Origin of the sequence: Cryobacterium mannosilyticum (genome assembly GCF_004402705.1) — a bacterium.
Lineage (GTDB): Bacteria > Actinomycetota > Actinomycetes > Actinomycetales > Microbacteriaceae > Cryobacterium > Cryobacterium mannosilyticum.
This window is the reverse complement of sequence record NZ_SOFM01000016.1, coordinates 63691-80144: the sequence shown is the minus strand read 5'-3', so window position 1 is coordinate 80144 and position 16454 is coordinate 63691. Positions and strand designations below refer to the sequence as shown.

Sequence of the window (16454 nt, the reverse complement as noted above, 5' to 3'; positions counted from 1 at the left end):
CGGCACAATTCACCTCGACCTGCAGGGCCGTCAACATTCTCCAGCCCTTCATTGGATCGGGACTGGTATGCTTTTACTACTTAGTAAAAGGTGGTGATTGACATGACAGCAGGTGTTCTTGCTCGTTCCGCCAGGGCTGCGAGCGGACTCACGCAAGGCCAGCTCGCGCTTCGCTCCGGGATCGCCGGCTCGTCGCTCTCCCTGATTGAACACGGCAAGCGCGAACCGACAGTCGCCACACTCGAGGCACTGTTGCGGGCGACCCGCCACACGATTGTGACAGTCCCGACAGTACGCAGCGATGCAGCCCGCATCGCATCCGAGATCGGGGAAGCAATCACCGGATCAGATGACGTCTCGGCCTTCCGGCGGTTCCTCCAACTCGCCGACAACCTCGCTTCAGAACGCGGAGCCACCCGAGTCGGCCTGGCGTTGAGCGAGCCGTCCCCCACCGGGTCCGAGCGATGGGACGCCGCGATCGCCGCGCTCTGCGAATACCGGCTCAAGGCAGACGGCCTGCCCGTCCCGGATTGGGTCACCCTGCAAGCAGGATGCCCTGACAGCCTTTGGGCACCGCGCACAAGCGACTACGACATCCCGGCAGACCCGGCGCGAGTACCCGTCGAGTTCCTCCGCCGCGGCATCCTGATTGAAGCCGAAACCCTGGAAAGCGTCTAATGCCAGGAGATCAACTCGACCGTGATGATCTCATCCGCGGCATCAACGCGGTCATCGCCAAGCTCCGCGCGGCCAGCCAGCCGGCAGGCATCCGAATAGTTGGAGGCGCCGCACTCGCTCTTCGGTACTTCGACCGCCGGACAACCGCAGATGTCGATGCGCTCCTGCAGCCAGAGCAACCAATCCTGAAGGCCGCAGTTGAAGTCGCCGACGAGAACGGCTGGCCGCAGGACTGGCTCAACAGCAACGCCACAATGTTTCTACCGTCCTACGGGGCTGACCCGGGCTGGGAGGTCCTTTACTCGAACGAGGACATCACGGTGGAAGTGGCCTCGCCCCGGGCACTGCTAGCCATGAAGCTCAACGCATCGCGCCCGGGCCGCGACGTGCAGGACATTGCCAATCTGCTCGCGATCTGCGATATTCATGAACCTAATGCAGCCGAGGAATTACTGAATGACTTTTTCCCGGGAGACGGCCTCCCAGACAAAGCTCTGCGCCTCCTCGAACCCATCTTCAAGCAGGGGATCCCCGCAGTCCCAGCATCGCCGCCCCCTCCCCTCCTGGGTACGCGCACCTCACATCGAGCACCTCAACAACAGTCCGGTCCCGCAGAATAGGGCAGCTCCGCGGTTCCCAAATGGCACCCAGCTGCCCAACGCCGGCTCGAAGCTATCGCGACCGATTCTGTGCCCCGTGAGGGTCCGGCTTGCGGGCGATCAGTGGGCGCCTGAGGCCCCGATCGGGTGCCGATAGACGTCAGCTGATCCCCAGTCGCTCGAAGACCAGCGTGGCCTGGATGCGGTCGCCGCCCCCGAGGCCCTTACTGCCTGAGGCTGACGTCGTGATGGTGTGCAGTCGATAGCCGAGGGCGGCTTGCGCGTTGATAGACCTTTCTAGCTCGGTGAGGTTGCCAGATCCGGTACCGAATAGCTTCTCCTTCAGCACCACCTGCAACACGACGTAGCTCTGCCCGTTTTGCGCCGGTCGTGGTCTACCTCCCGCGACGGACTCCGCCTTGATGTGGTCGATCAGCGCGGCGGGACTGTTCACCGGCGCCTCCTCTTGCCAGACATCCGTCCACTGCGCGCCGTCCCACCGTCGCTGGCGACCCGAACCGTCGTCGTACCAACCTGCTGCTGCGTTCGCCACCATTGCCTCGTTTCAGTCATGCAGGTCGCGACGCGCCTGGACGTGCGCTACAACGTATCAGCCGGTATCGCTGGCGGCACCGATTGCCTCAGGCGCGAGACCTAACGCATCCGCGCCGGCTGCTGCAGAACGGGCTGTTCCGTCGATTCGGTGAAAGCCTCGATTTCGTCGCCCAGAAGCGCGGAGTCGCAGTCGGAGCGGATGTCGCGGATCTCCGTCCTCTGGCACTACTGCTTGGAAGTCAGTATCGAATACTTCCGCGCGGCATAGCCACGATCTAGGCCTTTGCGACGCTCACGGTGACCGGCGTCGCGTTTGCGAAGAGGTCGAGCACGGGGCAGTGGGCGTCGACCGCCGCCCGCAGCTCCCGGTAACGGGCGTCTGTCTCCGGGCCCGTGATGATGATGTCGAGACGCACCGCGGTGAAGCCCGCGCGAACAGACTCCTCGATACCGAACAGGCGGCGGGCGTCGAGGTCGCCCTCGGCCTTCACATCGATCTCGTCCACCCGGATTCCGAGAGCCTGCGCGTAGAGGCGGTAGACGACGACCTGGCAGGAGATGAGTGCTCCGAGTGCGAACTCCACGGGGCTGGCGGCGATGTCGTCTCCGGCGAGCGCGGCGGGCTCATCCACCCGGAAGCTGTGCTTTCCTGCGGTGATTGTCGACGCAACCGAGCCCTCGCCCGTGCCGCGTACGCGGTAGGTCAGCTGTCCGTTGGCCACATCGGCGGCGATTCGTTCCCCCCAGGCGGTGCCGGCCTCGATGAGCCGCGTGGCGCGCTCGTCGGCGGTGACGGAGGTTACGGGGGATGCGTCGAGGAGAGTCATGCGCCGACAGTACTGCGGATGCCGCGGCTCGCGACGAGCACCGCGTCACTGCGGGACTCCCGGCGTAATACTGCGCCTTCTTGCACACCTCTCGCCGGTGAGGAACAGTTCGGCGGGCCCCGGCACGCGGTGCAGCGTTTCCCCGGGCGGCGCCATTTCCAGGGTGCGCTCAACCTTCCTCTTTTGAGCGCGGTCGGCTCTGCAACCACCCAACCCTTGAACGGCTCGGCGCGGAGCTCCGGCCCGGCGATTCTTACGGCAGGATATGAAGCGAGCCGAGGGCGCCGAGCGAATAAGTCCCTGGACGCCCACCGATGGCTGTGATGGTAACGGGGGTCTCCCCCGCCGTGCGATCCGTTGTGGGAAACCAGATTCGGCCTGGCGCCACCAGGATAAGCATGCCGTCGACGTCTCCGACGGGCGCGAAGGCGCCGCCTTGCGCATCGCCATACGGAGCAACCTCGGCGTCGTCGGCAAGCGTGGCGACAATGGCCGAGACGTCCGCCACCGCGACCCCGACCTCGCTGATGCCGAGGAGGTCCGCGCTGGTGAATGGGCCGGGCGTGGCGTTGTCGAGGTCGCGGCGAATGATCAGCTCGAGAACGGACCGGTCATGGCCGGCGAAATAGACACTGTGAGCATTCCAGCCGGGCGAGGTTTCGAATTCGTCCGCCTCGGATGTTCCCAGCAGGACGGTCCTCTGCTGGAGCCATGTCTTTGCTTTGTCGAACTTGTTTGCTGGAATCGTGATCGCGAAGTGGTGGTCTCCGTCAGTTGCGGGATCCTCGACAAGTTCGAGCCGAGTAGTTCCTAGCGTCACGCCCACGCCCATATGCCCGTTGGCGACGTCGAGACCGAGTACACCGGCATAGAATTCCCCGGCTTCACGAGCGTTTCGGACACGGACTGACACCTTGGTGATCTGCATGCTTCTAGTCAAGATGCTCAAGCTGACTTGAGGTCAAGCGGCCGCTGAGCGAAGCCTCGGCCATGGCACGCATTGCCCCCATCTGAGATCGCCCAGGCGGTCGCATCTCCTAGCTCAAAGGACATACAGCCGACCACGGCGCAGGGGCCGCCGCCCAGGATCACCCCGGCGACGGCCAACCCGGCATTGCGGTCGCCCAAGGAATCGAAAGAAGGATAGGCCAGCCGGCTGATCGCGCCGGGGCTCACAGCCACACCGCGTGAACGTGGCGATCCTGAACGCCTCCACCACGCCGGCCTCGTGGCATCGGGAACATTTTCGATGCCGGGCCCGTTGACGTGAGCATGACAACTATCGGAATCATCGGTGCAGGAAACATTGGCAGCCAGGTCGCCCGCAAGGCGATCGAGAGCGGCTACGACGTCGTGATCAGCAACTCCCGCGGCCCCGAGACGCTCGCGGCCCTCGTCGCCGAGCTCGGCCCGAAGGCGACCGCCGGAACCGCCGCGCAGGCGGCACAGGCTGCCGACATCGCGGTCGTGACCGTGCCGCTCAAGGCCTATGCGGACGTGCCGGTCCAGCCGCTCGCCGGCAAGATCGTCATCGACACCAACAACTACTACTTCGAACGCGACGGCCACATCGAGGCCCTCGACAACGGCGAGGCGACCGTCACCGGCATGCTGCAGGGGCACTTGCCGACCTCGCGCGTCGCGAAGGGCTTCAACCACATCACGGCCGCCGACATCACCGCTGACTCGTTCCCGACCGGCGACCCGGCGCGGCGTGCGCTGGCCACGGCATCCGACTTTGCGGATGCCTCCGACTTCGTCACGAAGCTCTACGACGAATTCGGTTTCGACACCGTGAACATCGGTCCGCTCGCCGAGAGCTGGCGGGTAGAGCGCGACCGCCCCGCCTACGGCACGCGACAGAACATCGCCGAGCTCGAGGCCAACCTGGCAAAGGCACCGCGCACGATCTGATCCAGACATGCGGCGCAGAACCGAGGACATCCTCGGTTCTGCGCCGTTTCTGTGCCTGCCCGCTTTCGTTCGCGGGAACCTGTTCTAGTGGCCGCCATCCACGAGTTTGAGACCGACGATGCACCCCACGAGCCCGAGGATGAGCAGGATCTTGACCAGTGATGCGGGCTCGCCGCCGAAGACCATCGCGTAGAGCACGGTCAGTGCCGCCCCGATTCCGACCCAGACGGCATATGCCGTGCCGGTTGAGATGTCTCGCATTGCCCAGGCAAGACCGACCATGCTGATCGTGAGCGCCACCACGAAGACCACCGATGGCCACAGCTTTGTCAGGCCGTCGGACTTGCCCAGCGCGGTAGCCCAGACCGCTTCGAGGACGCCGGACACGATAAGCACGATCCAGGACATGACAACAACTCCTACGGCCAGTCTTGTCGCGTTCCGGGTACTGATCCCTCGTCCGGGCCCGCTGATCGCGGCTCCAGATCACGGTATCGCAGTCGGCCGTGCAAGCGCAGTGAACTCACACAGAGATCTGCTGCAGGGCCCAGGAATTGCCGTCGGGGTCACTAAAATAGGCGTAGCGGATGCCTCCGCCCATGTCGTGGACGTCCGAGACCTCAACGCCGTTGCCGATGAGTTCTCGGCGGGCGGCGTCGACATCGCCCACGACCAGATGGAGGTTCAGGACGGGAGCGGCGTGGGGATCGCTGATCCCGACCCCGATGACTATGGAGCACGCCGATCCAGGCGGGGTCAGCTGCACGACGCGCATTCCGTTGCCCGGCTCGACATCGTGATCAAGGGTGAACCCCACTCCGTCCACGTAGAACGCCTTTGAGCGGTCCACATCCGTCGACGGCAGCGGGACCAGTTCCAGTCGCATGTCCACAAGCACTCCACAATCCCGCCAACGACGCGGCGTTGTTCCCGGTTGGCCGAACGGCCGGCCACCCGATCGTAAGCATGGCAGCACACCGGGCACTCCGCCCGGATTCGCCGACACCCCGCCCCGAACCGGGTCAGGACGAACGGGAATCGGCGGTTGCCGCAAGGGCGGGAACGCCGTCGCCGAGCGCCAGCAGTGAGGGGATGCCGACCGGCTCGGCCGCGAGCAGCGCCACGACCGCCAGGCGGGGCGCTTTCAGCTCCCGCACGTGCGCAATCTCCGACAGTTCGCCTGCGGCCCGGAGCCGGAGGAGCGGCGAGCTCGGCGCCGCCGCGGCGATCGAATTGTTGATGATCCAGGCCCAGGGGGCGATTCCGGCTCGGATCAGGTCGTCCTGCAGTTCCGCGGCCTCGAGCACCGGTGTCGTTTCGGCGAGGGTGACCAGGATCACCTTGGTCTGCTCCGGATCCTGCAGCTTCATCATCGGAGTCGTGAAGTGCATGCCGGGGCCCATCTGGCGCTGGATCTCGCGGTGGTACGACCCGGTCGCATCCAGCAGCAGCAGAGTGTGACCGGTGGGCGCCGTGTCCATGATGACGAAGGAGTCCTTCGCCTCCCGGGTCACCCGGGAGAAGGCTTGGAACACGGCGATCTCCTCGGTGCACGGCGAGCGGAGGTCTTCCCTGAGCATCGCCTTGCCCTGTTCATCGAGGTGGGCCCCCTTGGTGCGCATGACCCGGTCGGTGTAATTCGCGATTTCGACGGCCGGGTCGATCCGGGACACCTCGAGTCCGGGAAGCCCGCCGACCAGCGTGTCGACAAGATGCGCGGCCGGATCAGTCGTCGTCAGGTGCACGTGATGCCCGCGTTCGGCGAGTTGCACGGCGATCGCGGCAGCCATGGTGGTCTTGCCCACGCCGCCCTTGCCCATCAGCATGACGAGGCCGTGGCCGCCGGCCGCGATCTCGTCGACGAGGGCCGACAGTGGAGCCGGGGCAAGCTCAGGCGCCGGGCCAGGTTGTCCTGGGAGGTCTTCCGGCTCGAGCAGGCTTCGCAAGGCGACGAGCCCCACCATGTTGGTGCTTTTCAGCGCCACCCGGTCGGTCGTCGCACTCCGCAAGGCCTCGGGCATTTCGGCGAGCGCCCGCTGTTCCCTGGCCCGGATGGCAGCGGCGAGCGGGTCGACCGCACTGTCGGCGTGCTGCTCCGGCAGGATGCCGTTGACCACCAGGTACTGCCGGGTCATGCCGATCGCGGCCAGTTCGGCCTGCGTGCGGGCGGCCTCGGCGAGGGTCGAGCGCTGCGCCCTGGCCACCAGCACCAGCCGGGTGCGGGCCGGGTCCGACAGGGCTGCGACGGCTTCCGCGTAGACGGCGCGCTGCTTTTCCAGCCCCGACAGCGGCCCCAGGCAGGAGGCGTCGCCGGTTCCCTCGGTGAGGAAGTCGGTCCACGAGCCGGGCAGCTGGAGCAGCCGGATGGTGTGCCCGGTGGGGGCCGTGTCGAAAACGATGTGGTCGTAGGCGGCGGTCCAGGCAGCATCCGTCAGCAGCTCGGTGAATTCGTTGAATGAGGCGATCTCCGTGGTGCACGCACCCGACAGCTGCTCCTCGATCGACGCCACCTGGGCGGCCGGCAGTCGGCCGCGAACCGGGCCGACTATCCGCTCGCGGTACTGTTCGGCGGCCTGCTCCGGGTCGATCTCCAGGGCCGACAGCCCCGGGACCGCGTCGATCGGGGTGACCGTGTTGCCGATGCCCACGCCGAAGACCTGGCCGACGTTCGAGGCAGGGTCGGTGCTGACCAGCAGCACGGATGCCCCGCCGTCGGCCAGGCGCACGGCCGTCGCGCAGGCGATCGACGTCTTCCCGACCCCGCCCTTGCCGGTGAAGAAGAGGAAGCGCGGCGTGTCGTCGAGAAACCGGGGATTCGTCATCGCGGGGTCCTGACTAGCAGCATCCGCCGGTGCCGCCGCAGCAACCCGCCTCGGCTTCGAGGGCCGCGCCCGGTGCCGCCATGGCCAGGAGGCGGGGCGACCCCTCCGGCTGCACGGCGGACTCGTGGGCCTGGATCCCGGCCCATTTGCCCAACTCGGCCCGCGACGGATACCGCCCCGTCAGCACCGTGGCGCCGTCGACGACGGTGAGCGGGAGACCCTCCTCGCCGGCCGTCAGCAGGAAGGCGTGGGCAATCTCGTCCTCGACAAAGGCCAGCGGCTCCTGGGCAAGATTGAACCTGGTGACCTGTCCACCCTGCGACCGGGTCCAGTCGAGGTCCGCCGACACCGTGACCAACGCCTCGTCGACGTCCACGCCACAGATTCCCGTGCCGCAGCACAGTCCGGGTTCGAAGATCTGGATGTTTGCCATTGCGCACCAACTCCTGGTCCGGCATCCATGGGGACGACCTGTCCGTGGTGTCGGTCATTCCAGTATATCGATGAACATCGATATTTATCGTGTTCGGCGGGGATTGCTCGCAATGCCCGCCGGTCGGTGGCACGATCGGACTGGTCGGCATCCAGCCCCGCCCACAGGGAGCACCTCATGACCGTTAGACACCCGGCGCGCGTGATCGTGGGCGTCGCCCCTGGCCAGCCGGATGCCGTCGTGCAGCAGGCGGCCGGGTTCGCCTCCCATTTCGCGGCCGAACTGGTCTGCGCGTGGGTCGATCCCGGCCGGTACATGGTTTCCGAGCACCCCGACGGCAGCATGTCCTCCCTGTCGTTCGACCCCGACAACACGGACCTGGCCGATGAGGGATTCCACCCGGGGTTGCGCGCCCGCCTGGAGACGCTGCTCGAAGGGCGTGGCGTGGCGTGGAGCACGCGGGCCCTGGCCGGTGACCCGGCCCTGGCCCTCGGTCACCTCGCCGAGACGCTGGGGGCGTCGATGATCATCGTCGGCACGCGGGAATCCAGCGTCCGCGGCGGCCTTCAAGCCTTCTTCACCGGGTCCATCGCCGTGCGCCTGGCCCACCGCCAGCACCGCCCGGTGGTGATGATCCCGCTCGCCCCCGTTCCCTTCGACGAACGACTCCCCTGGGAGTTGGGCTGAATGTCGGTGACTGCTGGGACCCTGCCACCATGACTTTGACTCAGTCCCACACCGACGAGATCCTTCGGGTTCAGCTCGCGGCGGAGCTGCGCAATCGGTTCTTCGCCGCGTGTTCGATCAGCACGGGAACGTAGTCGCGCACCGGGTTCCCCGCCAGCGCCTCCTGCTGCTCGTGCACGGCCTGTTCGATCCGCACTCGCGGCGATTCCGGAAACTTCTCGGCCAACCGGTCGATGACCTTGGCGACGGCACGGTCTTCCTCTTGGGGGTTCACCTCTCCAGTTTCGGCCCCCGCTCCCTTTTGGTCAACTCACAACCGGCGTGCGCGGGCCGGTTCGCCGCGGCGTCGATGCTTCGCGGGCGTGGAAGACTGGGTCCGGGCGCACACCGACGCCCTCGGGCGAAAGGCGGACCATGACGGACGCATCGGAGGCGGCAGACCTCCTCAGCACACTGCTCGACCAGGAACGCACCATCCAATTCGACTCCTTCGACTTCGGCGACGCCTGGGCGGTCGGCTCCCGGCTGGTCGAACTGGGAACCCTGCGCGGGCATCCGATCGCCGTGTCGATCACGTTCGGCGACCAGCGCGTCTTCCACGCGGCGCTGCCCGGGTCGAGCGCCGACAACGACGCCTGGCTCGAGAACAAGTTCCGGGTGGTGCGCCGGTTCGCGAACTCCTCGTTCGCGGTGGGCACGCGCTTCCGCTCGCTCGGCCGCGACTTCCGCACCGCCTCGAACCTCGACCCGGCCACCCACGCCGCCCACGGGGGTGCCTTCCCGCTGCGGGTACGCGGGTCGCTGATCGGCGTGGTCGGCGTCTCCGGCCTGGCCCAGCGCGACGACCACGACCTCGTCGTCGAGGTCCTCGCGGAGCACCGCCTGGCCCAGGGCTGAACACCTCCACCGCGGCGACTGACCCTGCCGGTCCGGCCATTGCCAAATGCGTTAGTGGTTGCTAACGTATGTGCATGGTCGACCTCCTCGAGGTGGCAACGGAGCCCACCAGGCGCCGGTTGCTCCAACTGCTCGCCCACGGTGAACAGACCGTGACCGAGTTGTCCGGCGAGTTCGCCGTGAGCCGTTCCGCGATCTCCCAGCATCTGCTGCTGCTGGAAGGAGCCGGGCTCGTGGCCGCCCGCAAGGAGGGCCGCAACCGGCACTACCGGCTCGACCAGGCCGGAATGGGCCGGCTGCGACGCCTCTTCGACGCCTTCTGGACCAGCGAACTCGACCAGCTCGTAGCCGATGCCCACGCCCTTCGTCCACGCCCGCCGCAAGGAGAATCCTGATGCCGTTCGACATGACCGTCTTTCTGCCGCTCGACCCCGACGCCGCCTTCCGGCTGATCACCGAGCCGGAGCGCCTGCGCCGGTGGAAGACCGTGGCCGCCCGGGTCGACCTGCGGGTGGGTGGCGAATACCGGTGGACCATCGTGCCGGGCCATTCCGCGGCCGGCACCTTCACCGAGATCGAGCCGGGCAAGCGGGTCGTGCTCACCTGGGGCTGGGAGGGGTCCCCCGACCTGCCGCCGGGGGCGTCCACGGTCTCGATCACCCTTGACGCGGTCGACGGCGGCACCACCGTGCGGCTCGTGCATGACGGTCTCACCGCCGAGCAGGCCGCAAGTCACGCCCAGGGCTGGCACCACTTCCTCGGCCGCCTGGTCACCCTCGGTGTCGAGGGTGACGTCGGCCCGGATGAGTGGGCCGCCGTCCCCGACCCGATCGACCCGCTGGCCAGCGCCGAGGCCGCCCTCGCCATCGTGCAGCGGGTGCTGCGAGGCGTGACCGCGGCCAACGCGGGGGTCCCGACCCCCTGCGAGGACTTCACCGTGGCCGAGCTCGTCGCGCACCTTCTGGACTCGATCGCCCGGATCGGCACGGCGCTCGGGGTGCCTGAGCCCGCCGCCCCCTCCTCCGCTGCCGCAGCATCCGTCCCTGCCGAGGTGCGGATCGCCGACGCGGCCAAGAAGACCCTCGAGGCCCTCCGGCTCCGCGGGCTGGCCGGAACGGTCGACCTCGGGCCGGGCGGCCTCCCCGCGTCGACGGCGGCGAACATCCTGAACTTGGAGTTCCTCGTGCACGCCTGGGACCTGGCCACGGCGACCGGGCAGCAGCTCGTGGTGGCGCCGGCTCTGTCGGACTACATCCTCGGCCTGGCCCGCCAGACCATCACGGATGCGACGCGCGGCAACGGCAGCTTCCATCCGGCAATCGAGCTCGAGGAATCGGCCGCGAGCCTGCCTCGGCTCCTCGCCTTCACCGGCCGCCCGAATCCCTCGTGATCGGGGGCCCGGCCGCGGGCACCCGACGCGAACCGCATACAAGAAAACGGCACCTTGCCACCCGGCCGGGTGCACCAACAGGAAGGAAACACCATGAGCAAGTTCATCTACATCTACAAGGGCCCGGCCACGCCGATGGACCAGTTCACTCCTGAACAGAGTGAAAAGGAAACCGCGGCATGGGGAGCCTGGATGGGTCGGATCGGGTCGGCGCTCGTTGACGGCGGCGCCCCGTTCGCCGGCGGCACTGCCGTCGTCGATGACGGATCGACCGCGGCCTCGGCCGACCTGACCGGGTACAGCATCGTCGAAGCCGCCAGCCTCGACGAGGCGCAGGCCCTCGCCGAGGGGCACCCGTTCCTCAGCGAAGGCAAGGGAAGGTTCAGCCTGCAGATCTTCGAACTCGGACAGATGTAGCCTCGGATCAAGATCCGGCCGGCCGGGGCCGTCGCCCCGGCCGGCTACCCTCTTCGTCAGGAGGCACCGATGGGCGAGCCCGTTCCCCTCGGCGCCGACCCGCCCGCCCGCCAGTGGTCGGCCTGGCGAGTGGTGCTCAACTTCGGCATCGTCAGCCTCGTCGTCGATCTGGCTTCGAATGGCGCCGAGTCACTCACCGGTCCGCTCCTCGGCCAGCTCGGGGCATCCGCGCTGGTCGTCGGCGTCGTGACGGGCCTGGGCGAGGCGTTCGCGCTCACCTTCCGTCTCATTTCGGGCCCCTGGTCGGACCGTACCGGCCGGTACTGGACCTTCACGATCGCCGGTTATGCCCTCACGGCGGTCTGCGTTCCACTGCTCGCCGTCACCCCGTTCGTCGGCAGCGTCGGCCTGGTTCTCGCCAGCACCCTGATCCTGGTCGAACGCACCGGCAAGGCCATCCGCAGCCCGGCGAAGACCGTGCTCCTCGCGAACGCCGCCGGCGCCGTCGGGAGGGGGCGCGGCTTCGCCGTGCACAAGTCCCTCGACCAGGCAGGGTCGCTGCTCGGGCCACTGGTCGTCTCCGCGGTGATCGCCGTGACGACCGTGATCTGGCCGGCCTTCGCCGTGCTCGCCATCCCGGGCGCCGTGGCGATCGGAATCCTCGTCTGGATGCGCGCCCGCGTGCCCGATCTCAGCGTGTACGAGAGCAGCCGGGACCGCGCCCCTGTTTCCGCGCGCCCCCGGTCCGGCGCGACGGATGATCCCGCTGACCCGGGCAACCCGGCCGACCCCACGGGCCCTCCCGCGCCGTTCAGGCTGCCCCGCGCGTTCTACCTGTTCGCGGCAACCGTCGGAGTGTCCACGGTCGGACTGGTCAGCTTCGGCGTGATCTCCTTCCACCTCGTGGATGCCCAGATTCTGCCGCTGGCCGCGGTCCCCCTCGTTTACGCGGTCGCCATGGGCGCCGCCGCCCTCGGCGCCCTGGCCAGCGGCTACGCCTACGACAAGCTGGGCACCGGGGTGCTGTTCTCCCTTCCGCTGATGATCGCTTTCGTGCCGGGCCTCTCCCTGTCGGCCCAGCTCGGCGCCGTCGTCGTCGGCGCCGCGCTCTGGGGCGCGGCCACCGGCATCCAGGAGTCGACCGTCAAGGCCCTGGTCGCCGACCTGGTGCCGAGCGGCCACCGTGGCACCGCGTACGGCATCTTCGCCGCATTCGAGGGCGCGGCCGCACTCGCCGGCGGCACGCTGGCCGGGGCGCTCTATGACCAGGTGCCGGTGCTCGTCGGCACCGTCGTCGCCCTCCAGGTCGCGGCCTTCGCCCTGCTCTGGGCCACCATCCGGCTGCAACGCAGGGACGCCGGGCTCAGCACCTGAACGTTTCCCCAATCCGGCCCGGCGTGGGATTCTGGAACCAAGCCCCCGACCTGGCTCCCCTGGAGTTCCCGTGACCATACCGATGACACCGAATCCCGAACCGACGCCGGCACCCGATTCCGACGGCGCCGTCCGGGGCCCGGAGCCCGACGACCGCATCACCCTGCGCTTCATGGCCGTGCCCCAGGACGTGGCTGCCTCCGGCTCCACGGTCGCAGCCGGCAGCGTGCTCGAGTGGATCGACAAGGCCGCCTACGCCTGCGCGGTCGGCTGGAGCGCTTCGGACACGGTGACGGCATACGTCGGCAACGTGCATTTCACCCGGCCGATCAAGCCGGGCAACCTCGTCGAGGTGCACGCTCGCATCATCCACACCGGCCGCACGAGCATGCACGTGCTCGTCACGGTCGAGACGACGGATGTGCGCGCCAGGGAATACAGTCCGGCAACCCACTGCATCCTCGTTTTCGTCGCCGTCGACGACGCGGGCACGCCCCGCGAGGTGCCCACCTGGACCCCCCGCTCGGACGTGGACCGCTCCTTGCAGCGGAACGCGCAGGCCCGGCTCGAACCCCGCAAGCGCATCCAAGCGATTATGCGCGCAGCGGAATATACCGATGACGGCACGACCGCGCGCACGGTCTTCCGCTTCCTCGCCGCTCCTGCCGACGCGAACTGGGGGGGCAACGCCCACGGCGGCACGGTCATGCGCTGGATCGACGAGGCCGCATTCGCCACCGCCGCTGCCTGGAGTTCAGAGGCCGCCGTAGCCGTCTATTCCGGCGGCATCCACTTCTACAGGCCGATCCACATCGGGCACATCGTCGAGGTGGATGCCCGGCTCATCCACACCGGTCATCGAAGCATGCACATCAGCATCCGGGTGCGCTCGGGCAGCCCGCGGAACCCGCACGACCTCCAGCTCACCACCGCGTGCATGAGCATCTTCGTGGCGATCGGGGCGGACGGCCACGCCGAATCGGTCACCCCGCTCACCCTGATCACCGCAGAGGACAAGGCGCTCGACGAACAGGCCAGGGCGCTCATCGCCCTGCGGGCGCCGCTCGCGATGATGCCCGTGGAACTCTTCCGCCGGCCCTAAACCGCCGGGGAGAGGTGCTCGTGCACTCCGAGCCAGCGTCCGCCCTGCTTCTCCAGCACGATCGTCTCGCGTTCATGCTGGGTCTCCCGGACCCCGTCGGATTCGAGCACGGTGGTCACGTCGTGGCTGAACACGGCAACCGTGCCGAAGAGTTGCAGTCGCCGGTTCGCCGAGGTGCAGCCCAGCACGCGGAAGCCGTTGGTCTGCTCCCAGTCCCTCCACAGTTCCTCGTAGGCGGCGCGCGTTTCCAGCCGCTCCGGGACCGTGTGGAACATGAAGGAGGCCTCGGCTGCGAACCCGGCGAAGTAGGCATCCCGTCGATGGTGACCGAAGTCGTCGATGATCGCGTCGGCTGCGGCGAGAGCCTCGGCGGCCGGGCCCGTCTGGTCCTGGGCGGTCGTCATGGTCTACCCCGCCCTGCGGGCAGCGGCCCTGGCCGCCGTCGAACCGTGATCGGTGACGACCTCCTGAGCGGTTCCGTCGACGGCAGCGACGAGGCGTGGCCCGTTCGCGCCGAAGACGTAGCGCGGTTCGGGGAAAATCCACAGTGCGCCCAGGTAGAGCACGGCCCCGGCCACAACCGCTGTGACCAGGCTGAGGTCCATGCCGCCGCCGAGGCCGACGAAGGGTCCGACGATGATGGGCGGATAGTTGGCGAAGAGCAGCCCGAGGGCGGCCGCTCCGATCCACGCCACCATCCCGCGCCAGTTCACGCCGGAGGTGAACCAGTAGATGCCGCCGATTTCGCCCTTGTTGAAGACCTGGAGGTTCCGGGCGTCGAAGTGGCCGCGGCGCACGACGTAGCCGATCGCCATGATGACCATCCAGGGGGTGGTGGTCACGATGATGGCGCCGACGAACGCGTTGACCGCCCCGAGGAGGTCGAAGAAGAGCCGGCCGGTCAGGATGAAGAGGAACGCGACCACTCCGATCCCGATCGTGGCCTGCACTCGGCTGAAGGTGGGGAACACCGAGGAAAAGTCCAGGCCGGTGCCATACAGGGAGGTCGTGCCGGTGGACAGCCCGCCGATGAACGCCACCAGCATCAACAGCACCGCGTACCAGATCGGGGAGGCCTGGATCAGGGCGAAGACGTAATCGGCCTGGCCGGCGACCAGGGTTGCCGTGGCGACGCCGAACAGGAACGGCACCAGGGTGAGGAGCTGGCCGAGGAACGTCGCGAGGAGCAGCTTGCGCGGCGGCGTGCTCTTGGGGATGTATCGGGACCAGTCGCCGAGGAAGGCCCCGAATGAGATCGGGTTGCTCATCACGATGAGTGCCGCGCCCACGAACGTCGGCCAGAATCCGCCGAGTGCCAGCGCGTCGGGCCCGGGGTTGTAACCGGCGTCGAAGGTTCCGGAGAAGGCGACCACGGCCAGGAGGATCAGCGCCGTGTTGGCGATGACGGCCGTCTTGTTCACGAGGAGCATGAATTGGAACCCGTAGACCACCACAACGATCACGATCACGCCGATCACGCCGTAGACCAGGGTTCGCAGGCCGATCGAGTCGGGGATGCCGGCCAGCCGGTTGAGCCCCCCGACGAGGGCGTCGCCGCTCACCCACACCGAGATGGAGTAGAACGCGATCGCGGTGAGGAGCGACAGGAACGACCCGACGACCCGGCCGCGCACGCCGAAGAACGCGCCGGACGACACCGCGTTGTTCGTGCCGGTCTTGGGCCCGAAGAGCCCCATCGGCATCAGGAAGACGGTGCCGACGAGCACGCCGGTCACGGTGGCGAGCACAGCCTGCCAGAAGGAGAGCCCGAGCACGATCGGGAAGGTGCCGAGCAGCACGGTTGCGAACGTGTTCGCTCCGCCGAACTGGATCCTCAGCAGGTCGACCCAGGTGGAGGTGCGGTCCGCCGGCGGAATCGTGTCGATCCCGTGCGTCTCCACCTCGGTGGCCTTCGGGCGGGCGTTCAGCACCACCGTTCCATCATCGTGGCCGGTGCCGGGGGTTTCGCTCATGTGTGACGACCTTCGGGTTTCTCGGATGATGCTGCGCGAGGGAGAAGCGGGGGCTCGGGACAAGTTGGGTTGACACTAGCCGCTGGCTTGACTCTCATGCAATAGTTTTTGACTATGAAGATAAACAGCGTCGTGGATCTCTCGGTCGTCGTGAACGCCGCCACGCAGGTCTACCCGGGTGACCCGGTGCCTGTACTCGACGTGCACAGCACGATCGAGCGTGACGGCTTCAACCTCCTCAGCGTGAGCATTGGCTCGCAGACCGGCACCCACGTGGATGCGCCGTACCACTTCGACGAATCCGCTCCGAAGCTGGACGAGCTGCCGCTCGACCGCTTCATCGGGCCGGGCGTCATCGTCGACGCCAGGGAGGTCGGAGCCCGCGGGCGAATCACCTGGCGGCAGATCGAACCCGTCGCCCACCTGCTCGCACCCGGCGTGATCGTGCTCCTGCACACGGGCTGGAGCACGCACTACGGCACCGATCGGTACTTCGACAATCCCTTTCTCGATGCGGGCGCGTGCGCGCGCTTGATCGGCCTCGGCATCCGCACCTTCGGGATCGACGCCATCAACATCGACGAAACCCCCGACGAGACGCACCCCGGCGAGGGCTTCCCCGTGCACCACCTCATTGCCGACGTCGGCGGTGTGATCAGCGAAAACCTCACCAATCTCGCCTCGATCGACTTCGACGGACCGGTCATTTCGCTGCTACCGATAGCCTTTGAAGCGGCAGACGGCGCCCCGGTCCGGGCGGTGGCGCTGCACCTCGAACTGTAGGGA

The 16454-nt window shown here is 67.7% G+C and carries 21 protein-coding genes and 1 riboswitch; of the genes, 11 read left to right on the top strand and 10 right to left on the bottom strand.

Annotation, left to right across the window (positions count from 1 at the left end):
• Positions 1–102: 102 nt before the first annotated feature.
• Positions 103–678, top strand: coding sequence for a helix-turn-helix domain-containing protein (locus E3O32_RS06250; RefSeq protein ID WP_134507702.1), 576 nt, complete (start codon positions 103–105; stop codon positions 676–678).
• Positions 678–1298: a DUF6036 family nucleotidyltransferase gene (locus tag E3O32_RS06245; RefSeq protein WP_134507700.1), complete on the top strand. Its 621-nt coding sequence runs from the start codon at positions 678–680 to the stop codon at positions 1296–1298. Before E3O32_RS06250 ends, E3O32_RS06245 begins: the two co-directional genes overlap by 1 nt.
• A gap of 139 nt (positions 1299–1437) precedes the next feature.
• Here E3O32_RS06245 and E3O32_RS06240 read toward each other — a convergent pair whose 3' ends face one another.
• From E3O32_RS06240 to E3O32_RS06225, 3 genes are all read right to left on the bottom strand, one after another.
• Positions 1438–1833, bottom strand: coding sequence for a DUF4177 domain-containing protein (locus tag E3O32_RS06240; protein ID WP_241974643.1), 396 nt, complete (start codon positions 1831–1833; stop codon positions 1438–1440).
• A 274-nt stretch (positions 1834–2107) separates the two neighbouring features.
• Positions 2108–2659 carry an OsmC family protein gene (locus E3O32_RS06230; RefSeq protein WP_134507698.1) on the bottom strand — a complete coding sequence of 184 codons (552 nt, stop codon included), beginning with the start codon at positions 2657–2659 and terminating at the stop codon, positions 2108–2110.
• A gap of 253 nt (positions 2660–2912) precedes the next feature.
• A complete protein-coding gene (locus E3O32_RS06225) occupies positions 2913–3587 on the bottom strand; it encodes a VOC family protein (RefSeq protein ID WP_134507696.1) in 675 nt (224 codons plus the stop codon).
• Positions 3588–3931: 344 nt separating this feature from the next.
• Between E3O32_RS06225 and E3O32_RS06220 the strand changes: the two genes are divergently transcribed.
• Positions 3932–4573: an NADPH-dependent F420 reductase gene (locus tag E3O32_RS06220; RefSeq protein ID WP_134507694.1), complete on the top strand. Its 642-nt coding sequence runs from the start codon at positions 3932–3934 to the stop codon at positions 4571–4573.
• An 84-nt stretch (positions 4574–4657) separates the two neighbouring features.
• Here the strand turns inward: E3O32_RS06220 and E3O32_RS06215 are convergent, their stop codons facing one another.
• The 4 genes from E3O32_RS06215 to arsD all read right to left on the bottom strand — a co-directional run bounded on the left by E3O32_RS06215 (position 4658) and on the right by arsD (position 7828).
• Entirely contained in the window at positions 4658–4981 is a 324-nt protein-coding gene (locus E3O32_RS06215; protein WP_134507692.1) for a DMT family transporter, read from the bottom strand.
• 12 nt (positions 4982–4993) lie between these two features.
• A riboswitch (guanidine-III (ykkC-III) riboswitch) is annotated at positions 4994–5057 on the bottom strand.
• A gap of 39 nt (positions 5058–5096) precedes the next feature.
• Complete coding sequence (locus tag E3O32_RS06210) at positions 5097–5465, bottom strand: VOC family protein (RefSeq protein ID WP_134507690.1); 369 nt, start codon at positions 5463–5465, stop codon at positions 5097–5099.
• 130 nt (positions 5466–5595) lie between these two features.
• Positions 5596–7395 (bottom strand): arsenical pump-driving ATPase, encoded by a 1800-nt coding sequence (gene arsA / locus E3O32_RS06205; protein WP_134507688.1) that lies wholly within the window; start codon positions 7393–7395, stop codon positions 5596–5598.
• A 13-nt stretch (positions 7396–7408) separates the two neighbouring features.
• Positions 7409–7828, bottom strand: coding sequence for an arsenite efflux transporter metallochaperone ArsD (arsD, locus tag E3O32_RS06200; RefSeq protein ID WP_134507686.1), 420 nt, complete (start codon positions 7826–7828; stop codon positions 7409–7411).
• A gap of 177 nt (positions 7829–8005) precedes the next feature.
• Between arsD and E3O32_RS06195 the strand changes: the two genes are divergently transcribed.
• Positions 8006–8515, top strand: coding sequence for a universal stress protein (locus E3O32_RS06195; RefSeq protein ID WP_134540161.1), 510 nt, complete (start codon positions 8006–8008; stop codon positions 8513–8515).
• Between the two features lie 70 nt (positions 8516–8585).
• On the opposite strand, the gene E3O32_RS06190 is transcribed toward E3O32_RS06195, so the two are convergent.
• Positions 8586–8789, bottom strand: a complete 204-nt coding sequence (locus tag E3O32_RS06190) for a three-helix bundle dimerization domain-containing protein (protein ID WP_134507682.1) — start codon at positions 8787–8789, stop codon at positions 8586–8588.
• Positions 8790–8929: 140 nt separating this feature from the next.
• Here E3O32_RS06190 and E3O32_RS06185 point away from each other — a divergent pair, with 140 nt between their 5' ends.
• The 6 genes from E3O32_RS06185 (at position 8930) to E3O32_RS06160 (ending at position 13695) form a co-directional block, all read left to right on the top strand.
• Positions 8930–9412 (top strand): heme-degrading domain-containing protein, encoded by a 483-nt coding sequence (locus E3O32_RS06185; RefSeq protein WP_134507681.1) that lies wholly within the window; start codon positions 8930–8932, stop codon positions 9410–9412.
• Between the two features lie 74 nt (positions 9413–9486).
• Positions 9487–9807, top strand: a complete 321-nt coding sequence (locus E3O32_RS06180; protein WP_198417533.1) for an ArsR/SmtB family transcription factor — start codon at positions 9487–9489, stop codon at positions 9805–9807.
• Positions 9807–10802 carry a TIGR03086 family metal-binding protein gene (locus E3O32_RS06175; protein WP_134507678.1) on the top strand — a complete coding sequence of 332 codons (996 nt, stop codon included), beginning with the start codon at positions 9807–9809 and terminating at the stop codon, positions 10800–10802. Before E3O32_RS06180 ends, E3O32_RS06175 begins: the two co-directional genes overlap by 1 nt.
• Positions 10803–10895: 93 nt before the next feature.
• Positions 10896–11219 carry a YciI family protein gene (locus tag E3O32_RS06170; protein ID WP_134507676.1) on the top strand — a complete coding sequence of 108 codons (324 nt, stop codon included), beginning with the start codon at positions 10896–10898 and terminating at the stop codon, positions 11217–11219.
• Positions 11220–11288: 69 nt separating this feature from the next.
• Positions 11289–12593, top strand: coding sequence for an MFS transporter (locus tag E3O32_RS06165; protein ID WP_134507674.1), 1305 nt, complete (start codon positions 11289–11291; stop codon positions 12591–12593).
• 82 nt (positions 12594–12675) lie between these two features.
• The gene (locus tag E3O32_RS06160; protein WP_134507673.1) at positions 12676–13695 is read left to right on the top strand and encodes an acyl-CoA thioesterase; all 1020 of its coding nucleotides are present in this window, start codon (positions 12676–12678) and stop codon (positions 13693–13695) included.
• On the opposite strand, the gene E3O32_RS06155 is transcribed toward E3O32_RS06160, so the two are convergent.
• Positions 13692–14099, bottom strand: a complete 408-nt coding sequence (locus E3O32_RS06155) for a nuclear transport factor 2 family protein (RefSeq protein WP_134507671.1) — start codon at positions 14097–14099, stop codon at positions 13692–13694. The genes E3O32_RS06160 and E3O32_RS06155 overlap by 4 nt on opposite strands.
• A gap of 3 nt (positions 14100–14102) precedes the next feature.
• Complete coding sequence (locus E3O32_RS06150) at positions 14103–15668, bottom strand: purine-cytosine permease family protein (RefSeq protein WP_134507669.1); 1566 nt, start codon at positions 15666–15668, stop codon at positions 14103–14105.
• A gap of 114 nt (positions 15669–15782) precedes the next feature.
• Between E3O32_RS06150 and E3O32_RS06145 the strand changes: the two genes are divergently transcribed.
• Positions 15783–16451 carry a cyclase family protein gene (locus E3O32_RS06145; protein ID WP_134507667.1) on the top strand — a complete coding sequence of 223 codons (669 nt, stop codon included), beginning with the start codon at positions 15783–15785 and terminating at the stop codon, positions 16449–16451.
• Positions 16452–16454: the final 3 nt, after the last annotated feature.

Excerpts from the sequence above, each read along its gene's own strand:
- E3O32_RS06250 (WP_134507702.1), top strand. The coding sequence starts at position 103 with ATGACAGCAGGTGTTCTTGCTCGTTCCGCCAGGGCTGCGAGCGGACTC.
- E3O32_RS06245 (WP_134507700.1), top strand. The coding sequence starts at position 678 with ATGCCAGGAGATCAACTCGACCGTGATGATCTCATCCGCGGCATCAAC.
- E3O32_RS06240 (WP_241974643.1), bottom strand. The coding sequence starts at position 1,833 with ATGGTGGCGAACGCAGCAGCAGGTTGGTACGACGACGGTTCGGGTCGC.
- E3O32_RS06230 (WP_134507698.1), bottom strand. The coding sequence starts at position 2,659 with ATGACTCTCCTCGACGCATCCCCCGTAACCTCCGTCACCGCCGACGAG.
- E3O32_RS06225 (WP_134507696.1), bottom strand. The coding sequence starts at position 3,587 with ATGCAGATCACCAAGGTGTCAGTCCGTGTCCGAAACGCTCGTGAAGCC.
- E3O32_RS06220 (WP_134507694.1), top strand. The coding sequence starts at position 3,932 with ATGACAACTATCGGAATCATCGGTGCAGGAAACATTGGCAGCCAGGTC.
- E3O32_RS06215 (WP_134507692.1), bottom strand. The coding sequence starts at position 4,981 with ATGTCCTGGATCGTGCTTATCGTGTCCGGCGTCCTCGAAGCGGTCTGG.
- arsA (WP_134507688.1), bottom strand. The coding sequence starts at position 7,395 with ATGACGAATCCCCGGTTTCTCGACGACACGCCGCGCTTCCTCTTCTTC.
- arsD (WP_134507686.1), bottom strand. The coding sequence starts at position 7,828 with ATGGCAAACATCCAGATCTTCGAACCCGGACTGTGCTGCGGCACGGGA.
- E3O32_RS06195 (WP_134540161.1), top strand. The coding sequence starts at position 8,006 with ATGACCGTTAGACACCCGGCGCGCGTGATCGTGGGCGTCGCCCCTGGC.
- E3O32_RS06185 (WP_134507681.1), top strand. The coding sequence starts at position 8,930 with ATGACGGACGCATCGGAGGCGGCAGACCTCCTCAGCACACTGCTCGAC.
- E3O32_RS06180 (WP_198417533.1), top strand. The coding sequence starts at position 9,487 with ATGGTCGACCTCCTCGAGGTGGCAACGGAGCCCACCAGGCGCCGGTTG.
- E3O32_RS06175 (WP_134507678.1), top strand. The coding sequence starts at position 9,807 with ATGCCGTTCGACATGACCGTCTTTCTGCCGCTCGACCCCGACGCCGCC.
- E3O32_RS06170 (WP_134507676.1), top strand. The coding sequence starts at position 10,896 with ATGAGCAAGTTCATCTACATCTACAAGGGCCCGGCCACGCCGATGGAC.
- E3O32_RS06165 (WP_134507674.1), top strand. The coding sequence starts at position 11,289 with ATGGGCGAGCCCGTTCCCCTCGGCGCCGACCCGCCCGCCCGCCAGTGG.
- E3O32_RS06160 (WP_134507673.1), top strand. The coding sequence starts at position 12,676 with ATGACACCGAATCCCGAACCGACGCCGGCACCCGATTCCGACGGCGCC.
- E3O32_RS06155 (WP_134507671.1), bottom strand. The coding sequence starts at position 14,099 with ATGACGACCGCCCAGGACCAGACGGGCCCGGCCGCCGAGGCTCTCGCC.
- E3O32_RS06150 (WP_134507669.1), bottom strand. The coding sequence starts at position 15,668 with ATGAGCGAAACCCCCGGCACCGGCCACGATGATGGAACGGTGGTGCTG.
- E3O32_RS06145 (WP_134507667.1), top strand. The coding sequence starts at position 15,783 with ATGAAGATAAACAGCGTCGTGGATCTCTCGGTCGTCGTGAACGCCGCC.